Raw genomic sequence first — 18,655 nt, forward strand, 5'->3', positions numbered from 1 at the left:
TGGGACGACGTAGAAGGAGTACCGACCGTGCCGCTGCACCCGCAGGTGGAAGCCCTCCTGACGCTCCTGGCCCAGCAGGGCGGTGACCCGCCGGAGACCATGACCGTCGAGCAGAACCGGGCCATGCTCCGGGGGATGGCCGCGGTGTCCGGCCCGCCCGAGCCGGTCGCGGCGGTCCGCGACGACCGCGCCGGTGACGTACCGGTCCGCATCTACACGCCCGAGGGCACCGGCCCGTTCCCGATCCTGGTCTTCTACCACGGCGGCGGCTGGGTGATCGGCGACCTCGACAGCCACGACCCGGTGTGCCGGTCGCTGGCCAACCGGTCCGGCGCCGTCGTCGTCTCGGTCGACTACCGGCTCGCGCCCGAGCACCGGTTCCCCGCGGCCGTCGACGACGCCGTCGCCGCCCTGGACTGGGTGCACGCCCACGCCGCGGAGTTCGACGGCGACCCGTCCCGCATCGCCGTCGGCGGCGACTCCGCGGGCGGGAACCTGTCGGCGGTCGTCGCCCAGCACGCTCGCGACCACGGTCCCGACCTGCGGTTCCAGCTGCTGGTCTATCCGGCCGTCGACGGCGCCGACGAGAGCCCGTCGATGACCGAGAACGCACAGGGTCCGCTGCTGACCCGGGCCATGATGGAGTGGTTCATGGGCCACTACCTCACCGACGAGAAGGACCTGCGCGACCCGCGGATGTCTCCGGCCCGCGCCACCGACCTGTCCGGGCTGCCGCCCGCGCTGGTCGTCACCGCGGAGTTCGACCCGCTCCGCGACCAGGGTGCTGCCTACGCCGCGGCGCTGAACGCCGCGGGGGTGAAGGCGGAGCTGCGCGAGTCGCCGGGCATGATCCACGGGTTCCTGCAGTTCGGCGCCGCGGTCGACGACAGCCGTGCCCTGCTCGACGAGGCGGGCGCCGCCCTGCGCACCGCTCTGGCCTGACCCACCCCCGCACCCGCCCCTCCTCGCGCGCCGAGCCCGCGGCGTCGTCGTGCTGGGCGGGGTGGGACGGGGGAGCGGGGGCGCCGGGGAGGTCGGGGGAATGCGGGTCCCGGGCCGGTCGTTGCGGATGCTCAGAAGGCCGTCCGACCCGAGGAGCACCGTGCCCCGCCTGTCCCCGCCGGTGGCGTTCGCCGTCGTCGCCGCGACGTTCGTCTGGTTCCTCGCCGCGTCGTCCGCGCCGTCCCCGCTCTACGTCGTGTACCAGGAGAGCTTCGCCTTCAGCGAGTTCACGCTGACCACGGTGTTCGCGGTCTACGTCCTCGCGCTGATCGCCGCCCTGCTCGTCGCCGGGTCGCTGTCGGACCACATCGGGCGCAAGCCGGTGCTGCTCGGTGCGATCGCGCTGGAGGCCGTGTCCCTGGTGCTGTTCCTGCTGGCCGACGGTGTCGGCTGGCTCCTGGTCGCGCGCGTCGTCCAGGGCGTCGCGACCGGCGCGGCGACGGCGACGCTGCCCGCGACGCTGGTCGATCTCGCCGCTCGCGGTGACCGGCCCGAGCGCGCCGGCGTGGTCAACGGCACCGCGCCGCTGTCCGGTCTCGCCGTCGGGGCGCTGGGCTGCGGCCTGCTCGTCGAGTACGCGCCCGCGCCGACCCGCCTGGTCTGGGCGCTGCTGCTCGCCGGCCTGGTCCTGGCCGCCGTGCTGGTCGCCCTGATCCCGGAGACCATCGACCGTCGGCCGGGGGCGCTCGCGTCGCTGCGCCCGCGGGTCGGGGTGCCGCCGCGGGTGCGGTCCGGGTTCGCCGTGATCGTGCCGATCCTGCTGGCGAGCTGGGCGCTCGCCGGGCTCTACCTCTCGCTCGGGGGCTCGGTGGTCGCGCAGGTGTTCGGCGTGCGCGACCACCTGGTCGGCGGGCTCACCGTCGTCGCGCTCGTCGGGACCGGCGCGGTGACGGCCTTCGCGCTGCGCGGGCGCGTCCCCGTGACGCTGCTCGTCCCGGCGGCCTGGCTGCTCGCCGCCGGTACCGTCGTCACACTGGCCGGGGTGCTCACCGGAGTGCTCGCGCTCGCCGCCGTCGGCGCGGTCGTCGCCGGGCTGGGTTTCGGCTCGGCCGCCTACGCCACGTTCGGGACGATGTCCACGCTCGCCGCCCCGCACGAGCGCGGCGAGCTCTTCGCGGCCCTCTACACGCTGGCCTACCTGGCGTTCTCGGTGCCGGCGATGGTCGCGGGCGTCGCCGCGACGCTGGGGGAGCTGCGGCCCACGGCGCTGGTGTACGGCGGCGTCGTCGCGGTGCTCGCCGTCGTCGCGGCGGTGCTGGGCCGTCGCGTCCCCGTTCCCGCGACGGGCGAACCGGTCCCCGCGCCGACCCGCGGCAGCTGATCGGCGGACGGCCCGACGGGTATGCGTTACCCCGTCCGTCGGTGAACGCGGCCAGGCGACCACTCGTCGCCTACTCCGCGGCGGCGGGTGTCACGGGTTGTGACGAGTGGTCTCGGCGTGGTTACGGTGTCGGCCGCTCCGGGCCCTCCCCGCACTCCGGCCCGGGCGGCACCTGCTCCCCGAGGTAGAGGAACGACGATGGCTGGACGACACCGCAAGCCCACCGAGACCGGCCGGAAGGTCGCCCGGATCAGCGCGTTCGCCGCGGTGGCGGCGGCTCCACTGGGCGTCGTCGGGACCGCGGCGGCGGCCGAGTCGACGTCGTCGGCCGCGCCGTCGGTCGAGCGGACCGCCACCTGGGACAAGCTCGCGCACTGCGAGAGCACCGGGAACTGGGACGCCGACACCGGCAACGGGTTCAAGGGCGGACTGCAGTTCACGCCGTCGACCTGGAAGGAGTTCGGCGGCCGGAAGTACGCCCCGAGCGCCGAGCAGGCGACCAAGGCCCAGCAGATCGAGATCGCGAAGAAGGTGCAGGACGAGCAGGGCTGGAAGGCCTGGCCCGCGTGCACCGAGAAGCTCGGCTGGCGCTGAGCGGCCACACTGGTCGCATGGATCTGGACGCGGTACGGCGGATCGTCGCCGAGGACTCCGGGCTGTGCACCGTCGCGGTCGTCCGCGCCGACGGACGCCCGCACACCTCGCTGGTCAACGCGGGTGTGCTCGACCACCCCGTGACCGGCACCCCGGTGGCCGCCTACGTCACCTACGGCCCCGTCAAGCTGACGGCGTTGCGCGCGCGACCCGCGACGTCGCTGCACTGGCGGGCCGGGTGGCGCTGGGTGGCCGTCGAGGGCAACTCGGAGATCATCGGGCCGGACGACCCGCGCGACGGCGTCGACGTCCCGCAGCTTCTCCGGGACGTGTTCGTCGCCTGCGGCGGCACCCACGACGACTGGGCCGAGTACGACCGGGTGATGGCCGAGCAGCGGCGGGCGGCGGTGCTCGTGGCGCCGGAACGGGTGGTCGGGAACCGCTGAGGTCAGCCGGCGTGGGCCGCGCGCAGGTTCGCCATCATCCGCGAGGCCTCGCCACGGAGACGGTCACAGATCGACCTGCCGGTGTACGCCCCGCCCCTCTCGGCCAGCGGTGTGACCTGGACCTGAGCACGGAGCGACGCGGTGTCGGCGACGTCGAGCACGAGCTGACAGAGCGGTAGACCCGTCCCCGGGGCAGCCAGCGATCGCTGGACGGCGCCGAACCCCGCGACCTCGACGATCTCGGAGCTGCCGGGCTCGAACGCCTGAGCTGCATCGACGTGGAAGGTCTGGAGTGTGTAGCCCAGACCGTCGCGGGTGCTCCATGTGCAGTCGTTCGACGTGCCGTCCTGGCTCGTGCCGGGTTTCGTCGTCCGGACGCCGAGGCGATCGCGATCCGATGGGGCGAGGCCGTCGCACGGGTCCACCGTCGTGACGTCCAGTTCGAACGGCCGAGGCGGGAACGACACCGGCCGGTCCTGCTCGTCGTGGCGGGCAGCGCCTCCGCAGCCGGTGAGGAGCACGGTGACGGCCAGCCCGATGACCAGCCGGGTGCGCATCACGAGTCGTCCCCGAACTCACGTGCAAGATCGGCGTCGGTGACGCCGTACTCCAGCGCCGTCGCGCGCAGGGCCGTGTGGGCTGCGCGGAGCTCGGCACACTGGGCCCAGTGCCCGGCCAGAATCTGGTCGATCTTCCGCTGGAAGAGGTCGCGGGCGTCGAGGGATACAGGATCCTCGGCACAGGGTCTGAGGTCGAGGCCGTTGAGACTGGCGTTGAGCATCGACTCCATGTCGTCGGCCCGGGTACGGAGCACTCGTGCCACCGCGAGGACGTTGTCCGCGCTGACCTGGGAGATGAGGCCTTCGAACGACCGCTGCCGCTCCGGGCTGAGCGTCACCGGGCGAGCGTAGTCGGTGTTCGTGTTCGCCCGGGGTGGATCAGCCGATTCCCGGCGAGAGTGATGGTGCCGCTCCTGATCCACGGATACCCACCGACCACGGGCGCGGCCAACGGTGCCCGATCGCGGACCCGGCGGAACCGAGTCGCACCCGGCGTCGTCCAAGCCGCATGACCACCTACGCCCACGACCCGGTCGCCTCGACGATCGTCGCCTGCTGGCCCACCGGCGACGGCGCCGTCGCCCACCGGGCCGCCCGCGTCCCGCGGACCCTCGACCACTCCCTGGCCCGCCGCACCGCGACCGCGCTGAGCGCCCTGTCGAGGCACCTGTGGGCCGCCTACGCCGACCAGGCCGCGCACGAGATCGACCCGGCGGAGCTGGCCGCGGCGGTCCGCCACCCGAACCAGCCGGTCGGAGACCTGCTGCGCGTCATGGAGGACGGCTGTGCCGAGACCGCGCACCTGCTCGGCCGGATCGTGGCGCGGGCACCGGGGCAGGCGTTCCGCGACGCCGTCGTCGCCGACGTCCGCGCCGAGACCGACGCCGTCCTCGACGCCGACGACGGCGTCCTCACCGGCCGCTCCGCCCAGGCCGTCGTCCACCCGCGGTGCGACGCCCCGGCCGAGCAGCTCCTCGTCGCCCACTCGCTGCTGCACGACGACCCGCTCGGGCCGCCCGCGATCGTGACGTCGGTCGAGCCGAACGCGGCCGCCGTCGCGACCCTGCGCTGGCTGCGGGCCTCCGCCGCGCTCGTCGCGGAGCGGGTCGGGCATGCGGTGCCCGACGTCGTCGCGCTCGCCGAGGCCATCGGACACGAGGACCTCGCGGTGGCCCGGCACGTGCTGTGCACCCTCGCCGGGGCCGCCGAGGAGGAGGTGGTCCTCGACCTGTTCCAGGAGGCCGTCCTGGCCCGGCAGGGGTGGTTCGTCGTGTGCCCGGAGCAGGCCCCGCACCCCGAGCACGGCCACCGTGCGGTCTCGACCGTCCTGGACCCGCTCGAGCCGGCGTCGTGCCTGCTCGACGGGCTGGTCCGCGGGCTCCACGGCTGCTTCCGGGTGTGGCTCGACGACGTCGTCACCCGGGAGAACCCCGGCACCGACCCGCGGCTGGTCGGGGCCACCCGGATCGCGGAGCTGCGCCGGCTCTACGCCGAGGAGGTCCGGCGCTCGATCGGGGCGGGGCGCTGAGCGCGCTGGTGGGTCGCGCCGCCGATCGCCGAGCTGGGCGTCGGTGACGCTCAGCCGACGACGACCGGGCCGCGCACCTCGTTCGGGGTGCAGGCCCAGCCTCCGACCCGCGTCCGCTCGGTGCTTCCCCGCACGACGACCGGCCCGGTCACCCGGGCCCCGCACACCTCGACGACGCGGGCCCGGGTCGCGGTCACCGGGCCGGTCACGTCGGACCCGCGCAGCACCAGGCTCGCGCCGCCGGTCACCGTGACCGGCCCGCGGACCCGCGCCCGATCCAGGCAGAGCACCCCCGAGCCGACGGTCAGCGGGCCGGTGTACGCCCCGGTCACGGTGCGGGTGCACGCCGGCGTGGCCGGGACCCGGTTGCGGGAGTCGACGGCGTAGGCGACCTTGCCGGGCTTCGGGTCGGTGATCGGGCGGGACAGGTCGCCGAACTCGCCCTTGTCGGCGGCCTTGCCGTCGTTCCAGCGGGCGATCCGGCCGAGCTGGTCCGCGGTCCGGCCGGGCGCGATCTCGGTGTCGCCCGGCGTCGAGGACATCAGCTGCGAGGCGTCCTTCACCGCGCGCAGGTACGAGGCCGGGTCGTGCAGGTCGTAGCGGCCCAGGTCGATCCGGGTGCGCAGCCAGGAGGCCCAGAAGAACTCCAGGTACTCCGGGGCGTCGGCAGGCGGGGCGTAGCCGATGTCGCGGGTGAAGTAGACGAGCCCGCGGTAGGGGTCGTCGGGCAGCAGCGCCAGCCCGATCCGGTCGGGGAGCTGCTGCGGGGTGATGGTGGTGCCGTCGGCGGTGCGCAGCCACACCCAGGACCGGGCCTGCATCTGCGTCCAGAACGCGGCCGGCGTCAGCCGGGACAGGTTCGCCTGCACCCGCATCCGGACCCGCACGTCGGGTCCGCCGTCGGCGGTCTCCAGCAGTGACGTCGTCGTGTGGTGGCCGTCGGTCAGGTACAGCGCGTTCCCGGGCCCGACGACGACGGTCTTCATCGCCGCGAGCGACGCCGGAGTCTCCGCACCGGTCGCGATCGTGCACCGGAACGACGACGGGTCGCGCAGCGTGGCGCCCGGTCCGGCCTCGGCGGCCTCGCCCCGCCCGTCGGCCTCGCACCAGTCGTCGAACCGCTTGTTCGGCGTGCCGCGGTCGGTGTCCTTCGTGCCCGCGTAGCGGCCCAGCTTGTAGTGGATCTGGTCGTGGCCGATGTTCGGCTGGGTGGGCCGCAGGTCGCGCAGGCGCACCTCCAGCAGGTCGCCCTCGCGGGCCTGCGCGGCGGACGGGGCGGTCGGTGGCACTGCGGACGGCACTGCTGTCTGTGCTGCGGACGGCACTGCTGCCGGCGCGGCGAGCGGCGCTGCGGTGGCGCCGGTCGTCGCACCCACGACGAGCGCCGCGACGGTCGCGACGAGGACGGTGCGGACGGCGGTTCGGGACACGGGCACTCCTCGTTCGGGCCCGGCCGGTCCGGCACGGTGATCACCCGAACGGGGACGATCGCGGCCGGAGCGGACGCCCCGGCGACCACCCGGCGTCGTCGGGGTGGCGCGCGGGTGAACGATCACGCCGTCCCGGGCCGGGGCCCCGCGACCAGCTGCACCGCGGTCCCGGCGACGGGCAGCACCAGCAGCAGCGCCAGCGCCGCGCTCAGCCCGAGGACGGCGGCGAACCCGCCGATCGCCGCCGCCCCGATCCCGGCGCCGGTGAGGAAGCACAGCGTCGCGACCCCGATCGCGCCGCTGCGCCGGTCCTGCGGCACCGCGGCACCGACCGAGGCGATCATCGCGGGCTGGCCGGTGCCGAACGCCAGTGTCACCAGCATCGGGGCGAGCGCCAGCACCCACGGCAGGTGGGTCGCCACCCCGGCCACGCCGAGCACCAGCCCGACGACGGTCGTCGCGCAGGCCAGGGTGAGTGTCCGGTGTGCTCCGATCCGGGTCTGCAGGAACCCCGACGCCGCCGGGCACACCAGCGCCACCACCGCCGAGGGCACCAGCACCAGCCCGGTGGACAGCGGGCTCCAGCCGCGCTCGGCGAGCTCCAGCGGGATGCCCAGCAGCAGCGCGAACCAGCTGGCCGGCACCACCGACGCGCACAGCGAGCTGCGCACCACCGTCGCGTTCCCGACCACCCCGCGTGGCAGGAACCCGTCGGGACGGGCCCGCACCCACAGCGCCGTCATGGGCACGCCGACGGCGAGCAGCACCCCACCGGCGACGGCCGCGACCGCACCGGCGCCGGGCGACTGCACCAGCAGCACCAGGCCGGTCACCGCGGTCGCGACGATCACCGCGCCCGCCAGGTCCACCCGGGCGCCGTCGCCACGGACCACCGAGTGCCGCCACAGGTAGGGGAGGGCGAGCAGCGCCAGCGCGGGCAGTGCGACCGCGGCCCGCCACCCGCCCACCGTCGTCAGCGCCCCGCCGATCAGCGGCCCGAGCGCGGACAACGCGGCGGAGGTCCCGGCCAGCCGTCCCAGCGCGCCGCCGCGTCGCTCCGGCGGGATCCGGGCCGAGAGCAGCGCCGAGGCCAGCACCGGGATCGCCGCGGCTCCGATCCCCTGCACGATCCGGGCGGTCATCAGCAGCCCGAAGTTCGGCGCCGCCGCGGCGGCGAGCGCCCCCAGCCCGAGCAGGCCCGCTCCGATGCACAGCGGGGCCCGGATCCCGACGGCGTCGGCGAGCCGTCCGTGCACCGGCGTCGCCACGGCCAGCGCGACGGCGTACCCGCTGACCATCCAGGTCGCGGTCGCGGTCCCGACCCCGAGGTCGGCGGCCAGGTGCGGGAGCGCGACCGTCACCCCGGACGTCGACGTGCCGGCGAGGCCGAAGAGGAGTCCGAGCACGATCGACAGGAGCACACCGGCGATCCTCACCCGCGACGGCCACCGATGCACCGTGATTCCCTGTGTCCGTGCCGACCCCACCCCTCGTCCGCCCGGCGACCGCCGAGGACGCCGACGCCTGCGCCGCCGTCTACGCCCCCTACGTCCGCGACACCGCGATCAGCTTCGAGGTCGAGCCGCCCGGTCCGGTCGAGATGGCCGAGCGGATCGCGGCCGCCCAGGAGCGTCACGCCTGGCTGGTCGCGGTCGGTCCCGGCGGCGCGGTGCTCGGCTACGCCTACGGCGGGCCCTGGAAGTCCCGCGCAGCCTACGGGCGGACCTGCGAGGTCTCGGTCTACCTGGCCCCCGAGGCCCGCGGCCGGGGTGTGGGCCGAGCGCTGTACGAGGCGCTGTTCACCGAGCTCGCCGCGCGCGGCATGGTCGTCGCCGTCGCCGGGATGACCGAGCCGAACGAGGCGAGCGCCGCCCTGCACCGCGCGCTGGGCTTCACCGAGGTCGGCACGTTCCGCGGGGTCGGCTGGAAGCTCGGTGCGTGGCGCGACGTGACCTGGTTCCGGCGGGCGCTGGTCGAGGCCCCGCCGGACGGCCCCCGGGACTGAGCCCGTCGGGTTCGTGCGAGGATCACCGCCCGTTGCGCCACGCACCGCACCCGGCCCAGCCGGCCGGGCGCCGTGCCGGCGCGCCCCGCCCGCCATCCCGGGCCGGGGGAGCGGTACCGCACGGGGAGCACCATGGACGGCCTGCGCCGCGAACTCGACGGGCGCCAGATCGGCATGATCGCCGTGGGCGGCGCGATCGGCACCGGGCTGTTCCTCGGCTCCGGGCTCGCGATCTCCCTCGCCGGTCCCGCGGTGATCGTCGCCTACGTCGTCGCCGCGGTCGTCGCGCTGGTCCTGGCCTACGCGCTGGCCGAGATGGTGGTGCGCCACCCCGAGGCCGGCGGGTTCGGGCCCATCACCCAGCGCTACCTCGGGCCCGGCGCCGGGTTCGTGCAGCGGTGGATGTACTGGGCCGCGCAGGTCGTGAACATCGGCAGCGAGGTCGTCGCCGCCGGGCTCTACCTGACGTTCTGGTACCCCGACCTGCCGCTGTGGATCCCGGTCGTCGGGTTCTCCGTGGTGATGCTGGCGGTCAACGCGGGCGCGGTCCGCTTCTTCGGCGAGACCGAGTACTGGTTCGCAATGATCAAGGTGGTGACGATCGTGGCGTTCATCGCCGTCGGTCTCGTCGCGATCGTGTTCGGGCTGCCCGGGCAGGAACCGGTCGGACTCGGGGCGCTCACCGCGCACGGCGGGTTCGCCCCGAACGGGATCGGCGCGATCTGGCTCGCGCTGACCGTGGTGACCTTCTCGTTCCTGGGCACCGAGGCCGTCGCCGTCACCGCGGCCGAGTCGTCGGACCCGGTGCGCGACATCCCGCGGGCCGCCCGGCGCACCGTCGTGCGGCTCGCGATCTTCTACGTCGGCGCCATGCTGGTGGTGGTGACCCTGGTGCCCTGGAACACCGTGACCACCGGCGACGACGTCGGCGAGTCGCCGTTCGTGCGGCTCTTCGCCCAGGCCGGGGTGCCCGCGGCGGCCACGGTGATGAACCTCGTCGTGCTGACCGCGGCGCTGTCGGCGATGAACACCAACCTCTACGTGACCGCGCGGATGACCTACTCGCTGGCCCGCGACGGCTACGCGCCCCGCTCGCTGGCCCGGGTCAACCGGCACGGCGCCCCGCAGCGGGCACTCGCGCTGTCCGCGGTCGGGCTGGCCCTCGCGTCCCTGGTCTCGGTGTTCGCCGAGGCCACCGCGTTCCCGCTGCTCGTCGGGCTGGCCCTGTTCGGGGCACTGGTGACCTGGCTGCTGATCTTCGCCGCGCACCTCGCGTTCCGCCGGGCGGGCGCCGGTGAGGCGTCCCCGGTCCGCCTCTGGGGCGCGCCGTACACGACGGTCGCGGCGATGCTGTTCGTCGCCGCGGTGCTGGCGACGACGCCGTTCACCACCCAGTTCGCGACGGCGGCGCAGGCGGGTGTGCCCTTCCTGGTCCTGCTCGTCGTGGTCTACCTGGTGGTGCGGCGCCGCCGCCGGCGGGTCACGCCTTCCTCAGCTCCGAGTGGAGCTTGAGCACGGTCTGGCCGTCCTCCTGCTCCAGCACGTAGGCCGGGTTGTCCTCGGTCCCGTTCCGGGACTGCGTCGACCCGTTGATCGTCTTCTCGATCCGGTCGGTGGAGTGGTCCACCACCTTGCCGGTCGGGGTGCCGTTGCCCCAGTTCCAGGCCACCCACGTGCCCTTGGCGAACGTCTGCGTCATGGGGACGGATACCCCCGCGCCGGCCGGTCAACCCGGCGCGGGGGACCGTGTCACCAGATCCGGACGCGCCGGTCCGGGTCGGTGTAGAGCCCGTCGGACTCGGTCACCCCGAACGCCTCGTGGAAGGTGTCGAGGTTCGTGACGACCGCGTTGCACCGCAGGTCCGGCGGCGAGTGCGGGTCGGTGGTGAGCCGCCGGATCGCCTCCGCGTCGCGGGTCACCGCCCGCCACACCTGCGCCCACCCGAACAGCACCCGCTGCTCACCCGTCAGACCGTCGATCACCGGCGGCTCGAAGCCCTCGTGCGCGATCGCGTACGCCTTCAGCGCGATCGTCAGCCCGCCCAGGTCGCCGATGTTCTCGCCGACCGTCAGCGAGCCGTTGACCTTGTGGTCGGGCAGCCCGGCGGGGGACAGGCCGTCGTACTGGTCGATCAGCATCTGCGCGCGGGACTCGAACTCGGTCCGGTCGGCGGACTCCCACCAGTCGGTGAGGTTGCCGTCGCCGTCGTAGCGGGAGCCCTGGTCGTCGAAGCCGTGCCCGATCTCGTGGCCGATGACCGCGCCGATGCCGCCGTAGTTCGCGGCGTCGTCGGCATCGGCGTCGAAGAACGGCGGCTGCAGGATCGCTGCCGGGAACACGATCTCGTTGAGCCGCGGGTGGTAGTAGGCGTTGACCGTCTGCGGGGTCATCAGCCACTCGCCGTGGTCGACGGGGCCGCCTAGCTTGGCGTACTCGGAGTCGTGGCGCCACTGGGCCGCGCGACCCGCGTTGCCGAGCAGGTCGGCCGGGTCGATCTGCAGGTCGGAGTAGTCCTTCCAGGAGTCCGGGTAGCCGACCTTCGGTGTGAACTTGCCGAGCTTGTCCAGCGCCCGCTCCCGGGTGGCCGGGCTCATCCAGTCCAGGGTGGAGATCGACCGGCGGTAGGCCTCGACGATGTTGTCGACCAGCTCGGTGATGCGCTCCTTGGCCCGCGGCGGGAAGTGCCGCTCGACGTAGATCTTCGCGACGGCCTCGCCCAGCGCGCCCTCCACCAGCGACACCCCGCGCTTCCAGCGCTCGCGCAGCTCCGGGGTGCCGGACAGGGTGCGGCCGAAGAAGTCGAAGTCGGCCTCGACCAGGTCCGCGGAGAGGAACTCCGCGCACGACCCGGCGACGGTCAGCGCGAGCCACGCCTGCCACTGCTCCAGCGGGCGCCCGGCCCACAGCTCACCGGCGGCGGTGACGAAGCTCGGCTGGCGGACGATCACCTCGTCGTAGGCGTGCGCGGGCACCCCCAGCGCGGACTCCCACTCGGCCCAGTCGAAGCCGGGGGCAGCGGCCCGCAGCTCCTCGCGGGTCATCAGGGTGTAGGTCTTCTCGGCGTCGCGGTTGAGGACCCGGTCCCAGGACGCGTCGGCCAGCGCGGTCTCCAGGTCCATGACCTGCTCGGCGACGCGTTCCGGCTCGGCCAGCCCGACCAGCTCGGCGAGGCGCCGCAGGTGCTCGACGTACTTCGCCCGGATCTCGGGGTCGCCCTCGTCGCCGTAGTACGACTCGTCGGGCAGGCCCAGCCCGGCCTGGTTGAGGTTCACCAGGTAGCGGGAGGAGTCCTTGAGGTCGGTCGCGATGAACTCGCCGAACAGCGCGGCCCGGCCCTCGCGCTGACGCCGGCCGAGCACGGTCGCGAGCGCGGCCCGGTCGGTGGCGGCGTAGATCTCGTCGAGCAGCGGGCGCAGCGGCGCGGTGCCGAGCTCCTCGACCCGCTCGACGTCCATGAACGAGCGGTACAGGTCGCCGATCTTGCGGGCCTCGGTGCCGGGCTCCGAGGAGGCCGCGCACTCCTCCACGATCTCGTGGACCTGGTCCTCGGCCCGGTCGCGCAGGACGCGGAACGCACCGTCCTGCGAACGGTCGTCGGGGATCTCGTGGGTCGCCAGCCACCGGCCGTTCACGTGGGTGAACAGGTCGTCCTGGGGACGGACGTCCGGGTCGACCCAGCTGAGGTCGAGACCGGAGCGCTTCTCGGTCGGGGACTCGGTGGTCGTCATGGGTCCATCCTGCCTGCCGGGTGCGACGGTTTCGAGCAACCGACGCCGGCACGCCCGCGCCGCCCGGTCCGTCGCGGAAGTGGGGTGCTGCGAATCCGCTTACCCGGTAAGCGGATTCACAACCGTCACATCCTTGGGGCGGACGGGGCGGATCGGCGTCACCGAGTGGCGGCGGCACCGAGCGACAGCACCGAGCGGCGGCACCGAGCGGCGGCACCGTGCGGCGGCGGCACCGGGTACGAGCGCGACGGGCCGGTGCCGGCTGGTCGACTCCACCGGGTCCGGGGCGGTGCGCGCCGAAGTTGACCGGACAGGTCACCGCGCAGTGGACGCCCGGTTGTCCACCACCGGACGGCGGACGCACCATCGCGGACGTGACGATCCACCTCGATGCGCCGGTCACCCGGCCCCGTTCCACACCCGCCGTCGACCTCCTGGAGGGTGAGCGCCTGCTGGCCCGCCTCCCGGGCGACGGGGCGGACCGATGTGGCGCGGACTTCGAGGCCTTCACCCTCACCCCGCTCGGGCGCACCCTGGGCGCCGAGATCACCGGTATCGACCTGCGTGACCGCGTCGACGAGGACCTGCGGGCCGAGCTGCACCGGGCACTGCTGGAGTGGAAGGTCCTGTTCTTCCCCGGCCAGCACCTCACCAGCGACCGGCAGCGCGAACTCGCGCTGCTCTGGGGCGACCTGGAGACCAACCCGATGCTCGACACCGGCGACGCCGCCGACGTCGTCCGTTTCGGCACCGGCAGGCGCACCTACGAGAACATCTGGCACGCCGACACCACGTTCCGTCCCGCACCGGCCATGGGCGCCATGCTGCGGATGGTGCAGACGCCACCGTTCGGCGGGGACACGGTGTGGGCCGACATGGCCGTCGCCTACGACAACCTCACCGACGAGGTGCGGGCGCGCATCGACGACGCCGTCGCGGTGCACGACATGGTGCCCGGCTTCGCCCGGTTCCTGGACCCGGAGCGGCTGGCCCGTGGCCGCGACCTGTTCCCGCCGGTGACCCACCCCGTCGTCCGGACCCATCCGGAGACCGGGCGCCGCACGCTGTTCGTGAACGCCTCGTTCACGACGGAGATCGTCGGGCTCCCGCGCGAGGAGTCCGACGCGCTGCTGCGGCACCTGTTCGCCCAGGCCCACGTGCCCGAGTTCCAGGTCCGCTACCGCTGGTCCGAGGGGACGCTCGCGTTCTGGGACAACCGGGCGACCCAGCACTACGCGGTCGGCGACTACCACCCGCACACCCGGGTCGCGGAGCGCGTCGCGATCGCGGGCGACCGACCCTTCTGACGGTCAGGAGGCCGCGCCGCCCCACCGGCGGCGGCGCGGCCGGTCGGCGGGCTCGTCCTCCATCGGGGCGGCGATCGCCAGCCGCCCGACCTGCTCGTTGAGGACCTTCAGGTGCACCCGGACGTCGTCGTGGGTCGGGTCCAGCACCGCCTGCTCGGCGATCTCCGCGGCCTGGTCGACCGACTGCTTCAGCGACGCCTTGGCCTTGTTCAGCCGGGCGGCGATCCGCTTGGCGGGCGGTTCGGTGAGCCGGAACCGGGCGGGCTCGATCGAGTCGCCGACGGCGGCCAGGCGCTGCACCGCCTCCAGCTCCGAGTCCAGCCGCTTGCCGATCTCGGTGAGCCAGGTCCGCACCTGCATCGCCGAGATCACCGTGGTGATCCGGTGGAAGCGCTGCACCTGCTCGGCGCACTCGGCCACGTAGGTCCGCCAGTACCGCGACAGCGGTGCGGGGGAGGGCTCGGATCCGGGGCGCAGGAGTGACACGCCCGCAGGCTACCGGTGCTCACCCGGCCAGCCGGATCGTCGTCCCCGGGCCGAGCGGCAGCCCCAGCAGGACGAACACGCAGAGGATGACCACCCACACCACGAACACCGGCACGACGAACATCGCCATCCGCGAGAACACCGCGCCCAGGGTGAACGAGCGGTCGTAGCGACGGCAGGTCAGCTGCAGCACGTACAGGTAGGGGTTCAGCGGCGAGATCGGGTTGGTGATCGCGTCACCGATCCGGTAGGTCGCCTGGATGACCGCCGGGTGCAGGCCCAGCCCGACGAACACCGGCACCAGTACCGGCGCCAGCACCGTCCACAGCGACGCCCCGGAGAACACCACCATCGCCAGCACCGAGCACAGCACCAGCGCGAGCAGCAATGCGCCGAGCCCGGTCAGGCCGATCGCGCGCAGCCCGGCCGACCCCTCCACCGCCAGCCACGTCCCGACCCCGCTCCAGGTGAACATCGCGATGAACTGGCCCGCGGAGAAGGCGATGACGACGAACCCGAGCATCCCCTTCAGCGACTCGGCCATCATCTCCGGCATGTCCGACGGGCGGGTCACCACGCCCGCGGCGATGCCGTAGGCCAGGCCGGTGACGAGGAAGGTCAGGAACAGCAGCGGGACGATCCCGTCGAGGAACGGGGAGTCGATCAGGGACCCGTCGTCGCCCTGCAGCGGGCCGCCGGGCACGAGCCAGGCCGCCAGCGCGCAGACCAGCCACACCGCGAGGGCGACGCCCGCCACCCGCAGCGCGCGCCGCTCCCGCGCGGTGACCGTCGTGTCCGGCTCACCCGCCGCGTCCGGCTCCGGGTCGACCGGGGGCAGCCCCGGCTCGACGCGGTGCGCCAGGATCCAGCCGAGCACCGCGGGCAGCACGAGCGCCGACACCGCCTGGAACCAGTAGTTCATGAGCACCCCGACGCCGATGTCCGGCGGCGTCCCCGGCGGCAGCACCGACTCGGTCAGCGCGGCCAGGTTCGCGTCCAGCGCACCGACGATCAGCCCGGAGCCGTAGCCGACGGCCGTCGCCGCGAACGCGCCGAGCGCCCCGGCGACCGGATGCCGCCCCACCGAGGCGAACGCGAGCGCCGCCAGCGGGGGGAGGATCACCATCGCCGCGTCGCCCATGAAGTGGCCCTGCACGCACAGGTAGGCCACCGCATACGGCATGAAGCGCCGCGGTACCCGGGTCAGCGCGATGTTCACCAGCGACCGCAGCAGCCCGGTGCGCTCGCAGATCCCGACGCCCAGCAGCATCGTGAGCACCACGCCCAGCGGCGGGAAGCCGATGAAGTTGTCCACCATGGTGGTGAGCAGCTGCCGCAGGCCCGCCACGGACAGGATGTCGCGGACCGGTTGTGCCTGCGGGGCGCCCGGCAGCTGCGCGGTCGCCCCGTTCGCGGCCAGCACCGCCGAGCCGACCCCGAGCAGCAGCAGGAGGATCCAGAACAGGAAGAACGGGTGCGGCACCCGGTTCCCGACCCGCTCGATGCCCCGGATCACCGGTCCGGGCCGGTACGCCGCGGTCACGGGATGCGCCCGTCGGTCGCCAGCACCGGCGCGTCGGCGGGCACGGTGTCGGGGTAGATCAGCCCGCTGCCGGTGTTCAGCACGACGACCGTCTCCGACCCGTCGAGCCAGCCCGACTCCCGCAGCCGGCCCGCCGCGGCGACGCAGGCCGCGCCCTCCGGGCAGATCCAGGTGCCCTCGTCGCGGGCGAGGGCGTGCTCGGCGGCGAGCAGCTCGTCGTCGGAGACGGCGACGGCGGTCCCGCCGGTGTCGTACACGGCGTCGAGGACGAGGAAGTCGCCCAACGCCTTGGGCACGGTGATCCCGAACGCGACCGTGTGCGGGTCGGCCGGGGCGGTCGACTCGCGCAGCCCGGCCTCGAACGCCTCGACGATCGGGGCGCACCCGGTGGCCTGCACCGCGACCAGCCGCGGCAGCGGACCGGAGATCCAGCCCAGCTCCCGCATCTCCGCCAGGGCCTTGTGGATCGCGATGATCCCGACGCCGCCGCCGGTCGGGTAGAGGATCACGTCCGGGCAGCGCCAGCCGAGCTGCTCGACGATCTCGTAGCCCATCGTCTTCTTGCCCTCGATGCGGTACGGCTCGCGCAGCGTCGAGGTGTCCTGGTATCCGGCCCCGTCGGAGTTGCGACGGGCGACGGCGTCGGCGACGAGCCTCCCGGCGTCGCCGATCAGGCCGTCGACCAGGTACAGCTCCCCGCCGGAGACGGCGACCTCGCGCCGGGTGATCTCCGGGGCGTCGACCGGCATCGCGATCAGCGCGCCGAGCCCGGCCCGCGCGGCGTAGCACGCCCAGGCGGCACCGGCGTTGCCGTTGGTGGGCATCGCGACCGCGCGGACGCCGAGTTCGGCGGCGCGGGAGACGCCGACGGCGGCACCGCGGGCCTTGAACGCCCCGGTCGGGATCAGGCCCTCGTCCTTCATCCGCAGGCCCGGCAGCCCGAGGCGGGCGCCGGCCCGGGGGAGCGGCAGCAGCGGGGTCATGCCCTCGCCCATCGTCACCACGTGCGCGGGGTCCCGTACGGGCAGCACCTCGTGGTAGCGCCACAGGTCCGGCGGGCGGGCGGCGATGTCGGCCGGGGTCACCAGGGTGCGGGCGCGGTCCAGGTCGTAGCGGGCGAGCAGCGGGGCGCCGGAGCCCGAGGTGCCCTGCACGGTGTCGGCGTCGAGGACCTCGCCGGTGCGGGAGCACTCCAGGTGGGACAGCGTCGAGAAGTCGGGCACGGGTCCACCTGATCGCCCGCCGTGCCGCGGCGCAACCCGGACGGCGACAGTGTCCCCGCGGGAAGTGACCGCGGACACGACTACGCCTTTCGGACGATCCGGTAGCCTCGGACTGCGAAAGCGTGAACGTTCAACGATCGAGAGGCATCCATGCGCCCGCTTCCCACGCCGTTCTCCGACATCGCACTCCTGCTGGTCCGGCTGCTCGTCGGCGTCGTCCTCGTCGCCCACGGTCTGCAGAAGCTCTCGAACGGGGTCGGCGGTGTCGCGTCGGGCTTCGCCGGCATGGGCATCCCGCTGCCGACGGTGTCCGCGCTGTTCGCGATCGCGGTCGAGATCGGAGGCGGCGTGCTGCTGCTCGCCGGTGCCGCGACGACCGTCGCCGGGCTCGTCGTCGCCGTCGAGATGGTGGGGGCCTACCTGTTCGCGCACCCCGGTCTGAACCCGTTCGTCGACTCGGGCGGCTGGGAGCTGGTCGGCGTGATCGCCGCGGGCGGACTCGCGCTGGCCGCGGCCGGACCGGGCCGGTTCTCGGTCGACGCGCTCGTCGCCGGACGCGGCCGCACCCCGGCCCGGCACGCGGTGGGTGTCTCATCGGGGGAGTAGGACCCGCCCCCGCGGGGGATCCCGCCGCATGCCCGAGGGACACACCGTGCACCGGCTCGCGCGGCTCCAGCGCCGCCGCTCCGCGGGCCGGCCGGTGGCGGTGTCCAGTCCGCAGCGCCGGTTCAGCACCGGAGCCGAGATCGTCGACGGGCGGGTGCTGGTCGACGTGCAGGCCCACGGCAAGCACCTGTTCCAGCACTACGGTCCGGACACCACCGTGCACGTCCACCTCGGGCTGTGGGGCCGGTTCCCGAACCGGGAGCCGCCGCGCGGCCAGGTCCGGATGCGGATCGTCGGCGAGACCCACTACGCCGACCTGCGCGGTCCGGCCGCCTGCGAGCTGCTCGACGACGCCGGGGTGGCGCAGCTGCGGGCCCGACTCGGCGAGGACCCGCTGCGCGACGACGCCGACCCGGCCCGCGTCCGGGAACGGTTCGCCCGCTCCAGGGCCCCGCTGGCAGCGGTGCTCATGGACCAGTCGGTGATCGCGGGCATCGGCAACGTCTTCCGCGCCGAGACGCTGTTCCGTACCGGTCTGGACCCGATGACCCCGGCCCGTGACCTCGACGACCGGTCCTTCGCGCTGCTCTGGGACGACCTGACCGCGATGCTCCACGACGGCGAGCGGCGCGGCCGGATCGAGACGCTGCGTCCCGAGCACGACCCGGCCCTGCTGGAGCCGCCCGACCGCGGCGCGGTCTGCGCCAGCGTCGTCTACGCCTACCGCCGCACCGGACAGCCCTGCCTGGTCTGCGGCGCCCCGATCGCGCACGCCGAGGTCCGCACGCGGAACCTCTTCTGGTGCCCCGGCTGCCAGTCGGGATCCACCGCGCGGCCGCTCACCGAACGGTGACGACCGATGTCCGATCTGTCCT

General features: G+C 74.1%; 19 protein-coding genes. 10 read left to right on the forward strand and 9 right to left on the reverse strand.

Annotated features, from left to right (window positions below):
• Nucleotides 1-27: 27 nt before the first annotated feature.
• The 4 genes from Ae331Ps2_RS19750 to Ae331Ps2_RS19765 all read left to right on the forward strand — a co-directional run bounded on the left by Ae331Ps2_RS19750 (nucleotide 28) and on the right by Ae331Ps2_RS19765 (nucleotide 3,363).
• Nucleotides 28-942 carry an alpha/beta hydrolase gene (locus Ae331Ps2_RS19750; RefSeq protein ID WP_020622406.1) on the forward strand — a complete coding sequence of 305 codons (915 nt, stop codon included), beginning with the start codon at nucleotides 28-30 and terminating at the stop codon, nucleotides 940-942.
• A gap of 160 nt (nucleotides 943-1,102) precedes the next feature.
• Nucleotides 1,103-2,323, forward strand: coding sequence for an MFS transporter (locus Ae331Ps2_RS19755; RefSeq protein ID WP_233147593.1), 1,221 nt, complete (start codon nucleotides 1,103-1,105; stop codon nucleotides 2,321-2,323).
• A 198-nt stretch (nucleotides 2,324-2,521) separates the two neighbouring features.
• Nucleotides 2,522-2,917: a transglycosylase family protein gene (locus Ae331Ps2_RS19760; protein WP_020622404.1), complete on the forward strand. Its 396-nt coding sequence runs from the start codon at nucleotides 2,522-2,524 to the stop codon at nucleotides 2,915-2,917.
• 17 nt (nucleotides 2,918-2,934) lie between these two features.
• The gene (locus tag Ae331Ps2_RS19765) at nucleotides 2,935-3,363 is read left to right on the forward strand and encodes a pyridoxamine 5'-phosphate oxidase family protein (protein ID WP_075307193.1); all 429 of its coding nucleotides are present in this window, start codon (nucleotides 2,935-2,937) and stop codon (nucleotides 3,361-3,363) included.
• A 2-nt stretch (nucleotides 3,364-3,365) separates the two neighbouring features.
• Here the strand turns inward: Ae331Ps2_RS19765 and Ae331Ps2_RS19770 are convergent, their stop codons facing one another.
• Both Ae331Ps2_RS19770 and Ae331Ps2_RS19775 read right to left on the reverse strand, forming a co-directional pair.
• Nucleotides 3,366-3,920 carry a DUF3558 family protein gene (locus Ae331Ps2_RS19770; RefSeq protein ID WP_075307191.1) on the reverse strand — a complete coding sequence of 185 codons (555 nt, stop codon included), beginning with the start codon at nucleotides 3,918-3,920 and terminating at the stop codon, nucleotides 3,366-3,368.
• Nucleotides 3,920-4,261: a PE domain-containing protein gene (locus Ae331Ps2_RS19775; protein WP_083695781.1), complete on the reverse strand. Its 342-nt coding sequence runs from the start codon at nucleotides 4,259-4,261 to the stop codon at nucleotides 3,920-3,922. Before Ae331Ps2_RS19775 ends, Ae331Ps2_RS19770 begins: the two co-directional genes overlap by 1 nt.
• A 170-nt stretch (nucleotides 4,262-4,431) precedes the next feature.
• Between Ae331Ps2_RS19775 and Ae331Ps2_RS19780 the strand changes: the two genes are divergently transcribed.
• On the forward strand, nucleotides 4,432-5,451 hold the full coding sequence (locus Ae331Ps2_RS19780; RefSeq protein ID WP_075307189.1) for a hypothetical protein: 1,020 nt from the start codon (nucleotides 4,432-4,434) through the stop codon (nucleotides 5,449-5,451).
• Nucleotides 5,452-5,501: 50 nt separating this feature from the next.
• Here the strand turns inward: Ae331Ps2_RS19780 and Ae331Ps2_RS19785 are convergent, their stop codons facing one another.
• Together Ae331Ps2_RS19785 and Ae331Ps2_RS19790 are read right to left on the reverse strand one after the other, a co-directional pair.
• On the reverse strand, nucleotides 5,502-6,881 hold the full coding sequence (locus Ae331Ps2_RS19785; RefSeq protein WP_212567637.1) for a ParB/Srx family N-terminal domain-containing protein: 1,380 nt from the start codon (nucleotides 6,879-6,881) through the stop codon (nucleotides 5,502-5,504).
• 122 nt (nucleotides 6,882-7,003) lie between these two features.
• On the reverse strand, nucleotides 7,004-8,302 hold the full coding sequence (locus tag Ae331Ps2_RS19790; protein WP_075550131.1) for an MFS transporter: 1,299 nt from the start codon (nucleotides 8,300-8,302) through the stop codon (nucleotides 7,004-7,006).
• Nucleotides 8,303-8,355: 53 nt separating this feature from the next.
• Here Ae331Ps2_RS19790 and Ae331Ps2_RS19795 point away from each other — a divergent pair, with 53 nt between their 5' ends.
• Both Ae331Ps2_RS19795 and Ae331Ps2_RS19800 read left to right on the forward strand, forming a co-directional pair.
• Nucleotides 8,356-8,886, forward strand: coding sequence for a GNAT family N-acetyltransferase (locus tag Ae331Ps2_RS19795; RefSeq protein ID WP_212567638.1), 531 nt, complete (start codon nucleotides 8,356-8,358; stop codon nucleotides 8,884-8,886).
• A gap of 132 nt (nucleotides 8,887-9,018) precedes the next feature.
• Entirely contained in the window at nucleotides 9,019-10,398 is a 1,380-nt protein-coding gene (locus Ae331Ps2_RS19800) for an amino acid permease (protein ID WP_075307185.1), read from the forward strand.
• Here Ae331Ps2_RS19800 and Ae331Ps2_RS19805 read toward each other — a convergent pair.
• Both Ae331Ps2_RS19805 and Ae331Ps2_RS19810 read right to left on the reverse strand, forming a co-directional pair.
• The gene (locus Ae331Ps2_RS19805; protein WP_020622397.1) at nucleotides 10,367-10,585 is read right to left on the reverse strand and encodes a DUF2945 domain-containing protein; all 219 of its coding nucleotides are present in this window, start codon (nucleotides 10,583-10,585) and stop codon (nucleotides 10,367-10,369) included. The genes Ae331Ps2_RS19800 and Ae331Ps2_RS19805 overlap by 32 nt on opposite strands.
• 50 nt (nucleotides 10,586-10,635) lie before the next feature.
• Nucleotides 10,636-12,615, reverse strand: a complete 1,980-nt coding sequence (locus Ae331Ps2_RS19810; protein ID WP_075307183.1) for a M13 family metallopeptidase — start codon at nucleotides 12,613-12,615, stop codon at nucleotides 10,636-10,638.
• A 374-nt stretch (nucleotides 12,616-12,989) separates the two neighbouring features.
• On the opposite strand from Ae331Ps2_RS19810, the gene Ae331Ps2_RS19815 reads away from it, so the two are divergent.
• Nucleotides 12,990-13,922 carry a TauD/TfdA family dioxygenase gene (locus Ae331Ps2_RS19815; protein ID WP_020622395.1) on the forward strand — a complete coding sequence of 311 codons (933 nt, stop codon included), beginning with the start codon at nucleotides 12,990-12,992 and terminating at the stop codon, nucleotides 13,920-13,922.
• Nucleotides 13,923-13,925: 3 nt separating this feature from the next.
• Here Ae331Ps2_RS19815 and Ae331Ps2_RS19820 read toward each other — a convergent pair whose 3' ends face one another.
• From Ae331Ps2_RS19820 to Ae331Ps2_RS19830, 3 genes are read right to left on the reverse strand one after another with little or no spacing between them, the layout of a single operon-like run.
• Complete coding sequence (locus Ae331Ps2_RS19820) at nucleotides 13,926-14,408, reverse strand: hypothetical protein (protein WP_075550130.1); 483 nt, start codon at nucleotides 14,406-14,408, stop codon at nucleotides 13,926-13,928.
• A 19-nt stretch (nucleotides 14,409-14,427) separates the two neighbouring features.
• Nucleotides 14,428-15,951 (reverse strand): AbgT family transporter, encoded by a 1,524-nt coding sequence (locus Ae331Ps2_RS19825; protein ID WP_075307169.1) that lies wholly within the window; start codon nucleotides 15,949-15,951, stop codon nucleotides 14,428-14,430.
• Nucleotides 15,948-17,174, reverse strand: a complete 1,227-nt coding sequence (locus tag Ae331Ps2_RS19830) for a threonine synthase (protein ID WP_075307167.1) — start codon at nucleotides 17,172-17,174, stop codon at nucleotides 15,948-15,950. Before Ae331Ps2_RS19830 ends, Ae331Ps2_RS19825 begins: the two co-directional genes overlap by 4 nt.
• Nucleotides 17,175-17,324: 150 nt before the next feature.
• On the opposite strand from Ae331Ps2_RS19830, the gene Ae331Ps2_RS19835 reads away from it, so the two are divergent.
• Both Ae331Ps2_RS19835 and Ae331Ps2_RS19840 read left to right on the forward strand, forming a co-directional pair.
• Nucleotides 17,325-17,780 (forward strand): DoxX family protein, encoded by a 456-nt coding sequence (locus Ae331Ps2_RS19835; RefSeq protein ID WP_075307165.1) that lies wholly within the window; start codon nucleotides 17,325-17,327, stop codon nucleotides 17,778-17,780.
• A gap of 28 nt (nucleotides 17,781-17,808) precedes the next feature.
• Nucleotides 17,809-18,633, forward strand: coding sequence for an Fpg/Nei family DNA glycosylase (locus Ae331Ps2_RS19840; RefSeq protein ID WP_075307163.1), 825 nt, complete (start codon nucleotides 17,809-17,811; stop codon nucleotides 18,631-18,633).
• Nucleotides 18,634-18,655 lie beyond the last annotated feature (22 nt).

Origin of the sequence: Pseudonocardia sp. Ae331_Ps2 (assembly GCF_001932405.1) — a bacterium.
In the GTDB taxonomy this organism is placed as follows: domain Bacteria; phylum Actinomycetota; class Actinomycetes; order Mycobacteriales; family Pseudonocardiaceae; genus Pseudonocardia.

Bases quoted from the DNA above. Each gene is read 5' to 3' on its own strand.
- Ae331Ps2_RS19810 (WP_075307183.1), bottom strand. From the start codon at position 12,615: ATGACGACCACCGAGTCCCCGACCGAGAAGCGCTCCGGTCTCGACCTC.
- Ae331Ps2_RS19770 (WP_075307191.1), bottom strand. From the start codon at position 3,920: ATGCGCACCCGGCTGGTCATCGGGCTGGCCGTCACCGTGCTCCTCACC.
- Ae331Ps2_RS19835 (WP_075307165.1), top strand. From the start codon at position 17,325: ATGCGCCCGCTTCCCACGCCGTTCTCCGACATCGCACTCCTGCTGGTC.
- Ae331Ps2_RS19840 (WP_075307163.1), top strand. From the start codon at position 17,809: ATGCCCGAGGGACACACCGTGCACCGGCTCGCGCGGCTCCAGCGCCGC.
- Ae331Ps2_RS19760 (WP_020622404.1), top strand. From the start codon at position 2,522: ATGGCTGGACGACACCGCAAGCCCACCGAGACCGGCCGGAAGGTCGCC.
- Ae331Ps2_RS19765 (WP_075307193.1), top strand. From the start codon at position 2,935: ATGGATCTGGACGCGGTACGGCGGATCGTCGCCGAGGACTCCGGGCTG.
- Ae331Ps2_RS19800 (WP_075307185.1), top strand. From the start codon at position 9,019: ATGGACGGCCTGCGCCGCGAACTCGACGGGCGCCAGATCGGCATGATC.
- Ae331Ps2_RS19780 (WP_075307189.1), top strand. From the start codon at position 4,432: ATGACCACCTACGCCCACGACCCGGTCGCCTCGACGATCGTCGCCTGC.
- Ae331Ps2_RS19805 (WP_020622397.1), bottom strand. From the start codon at position 10,585: ATGACGCAGACGTTCGCCAAGGGCACGTGGGTGGCCTGGAACTGGGGC.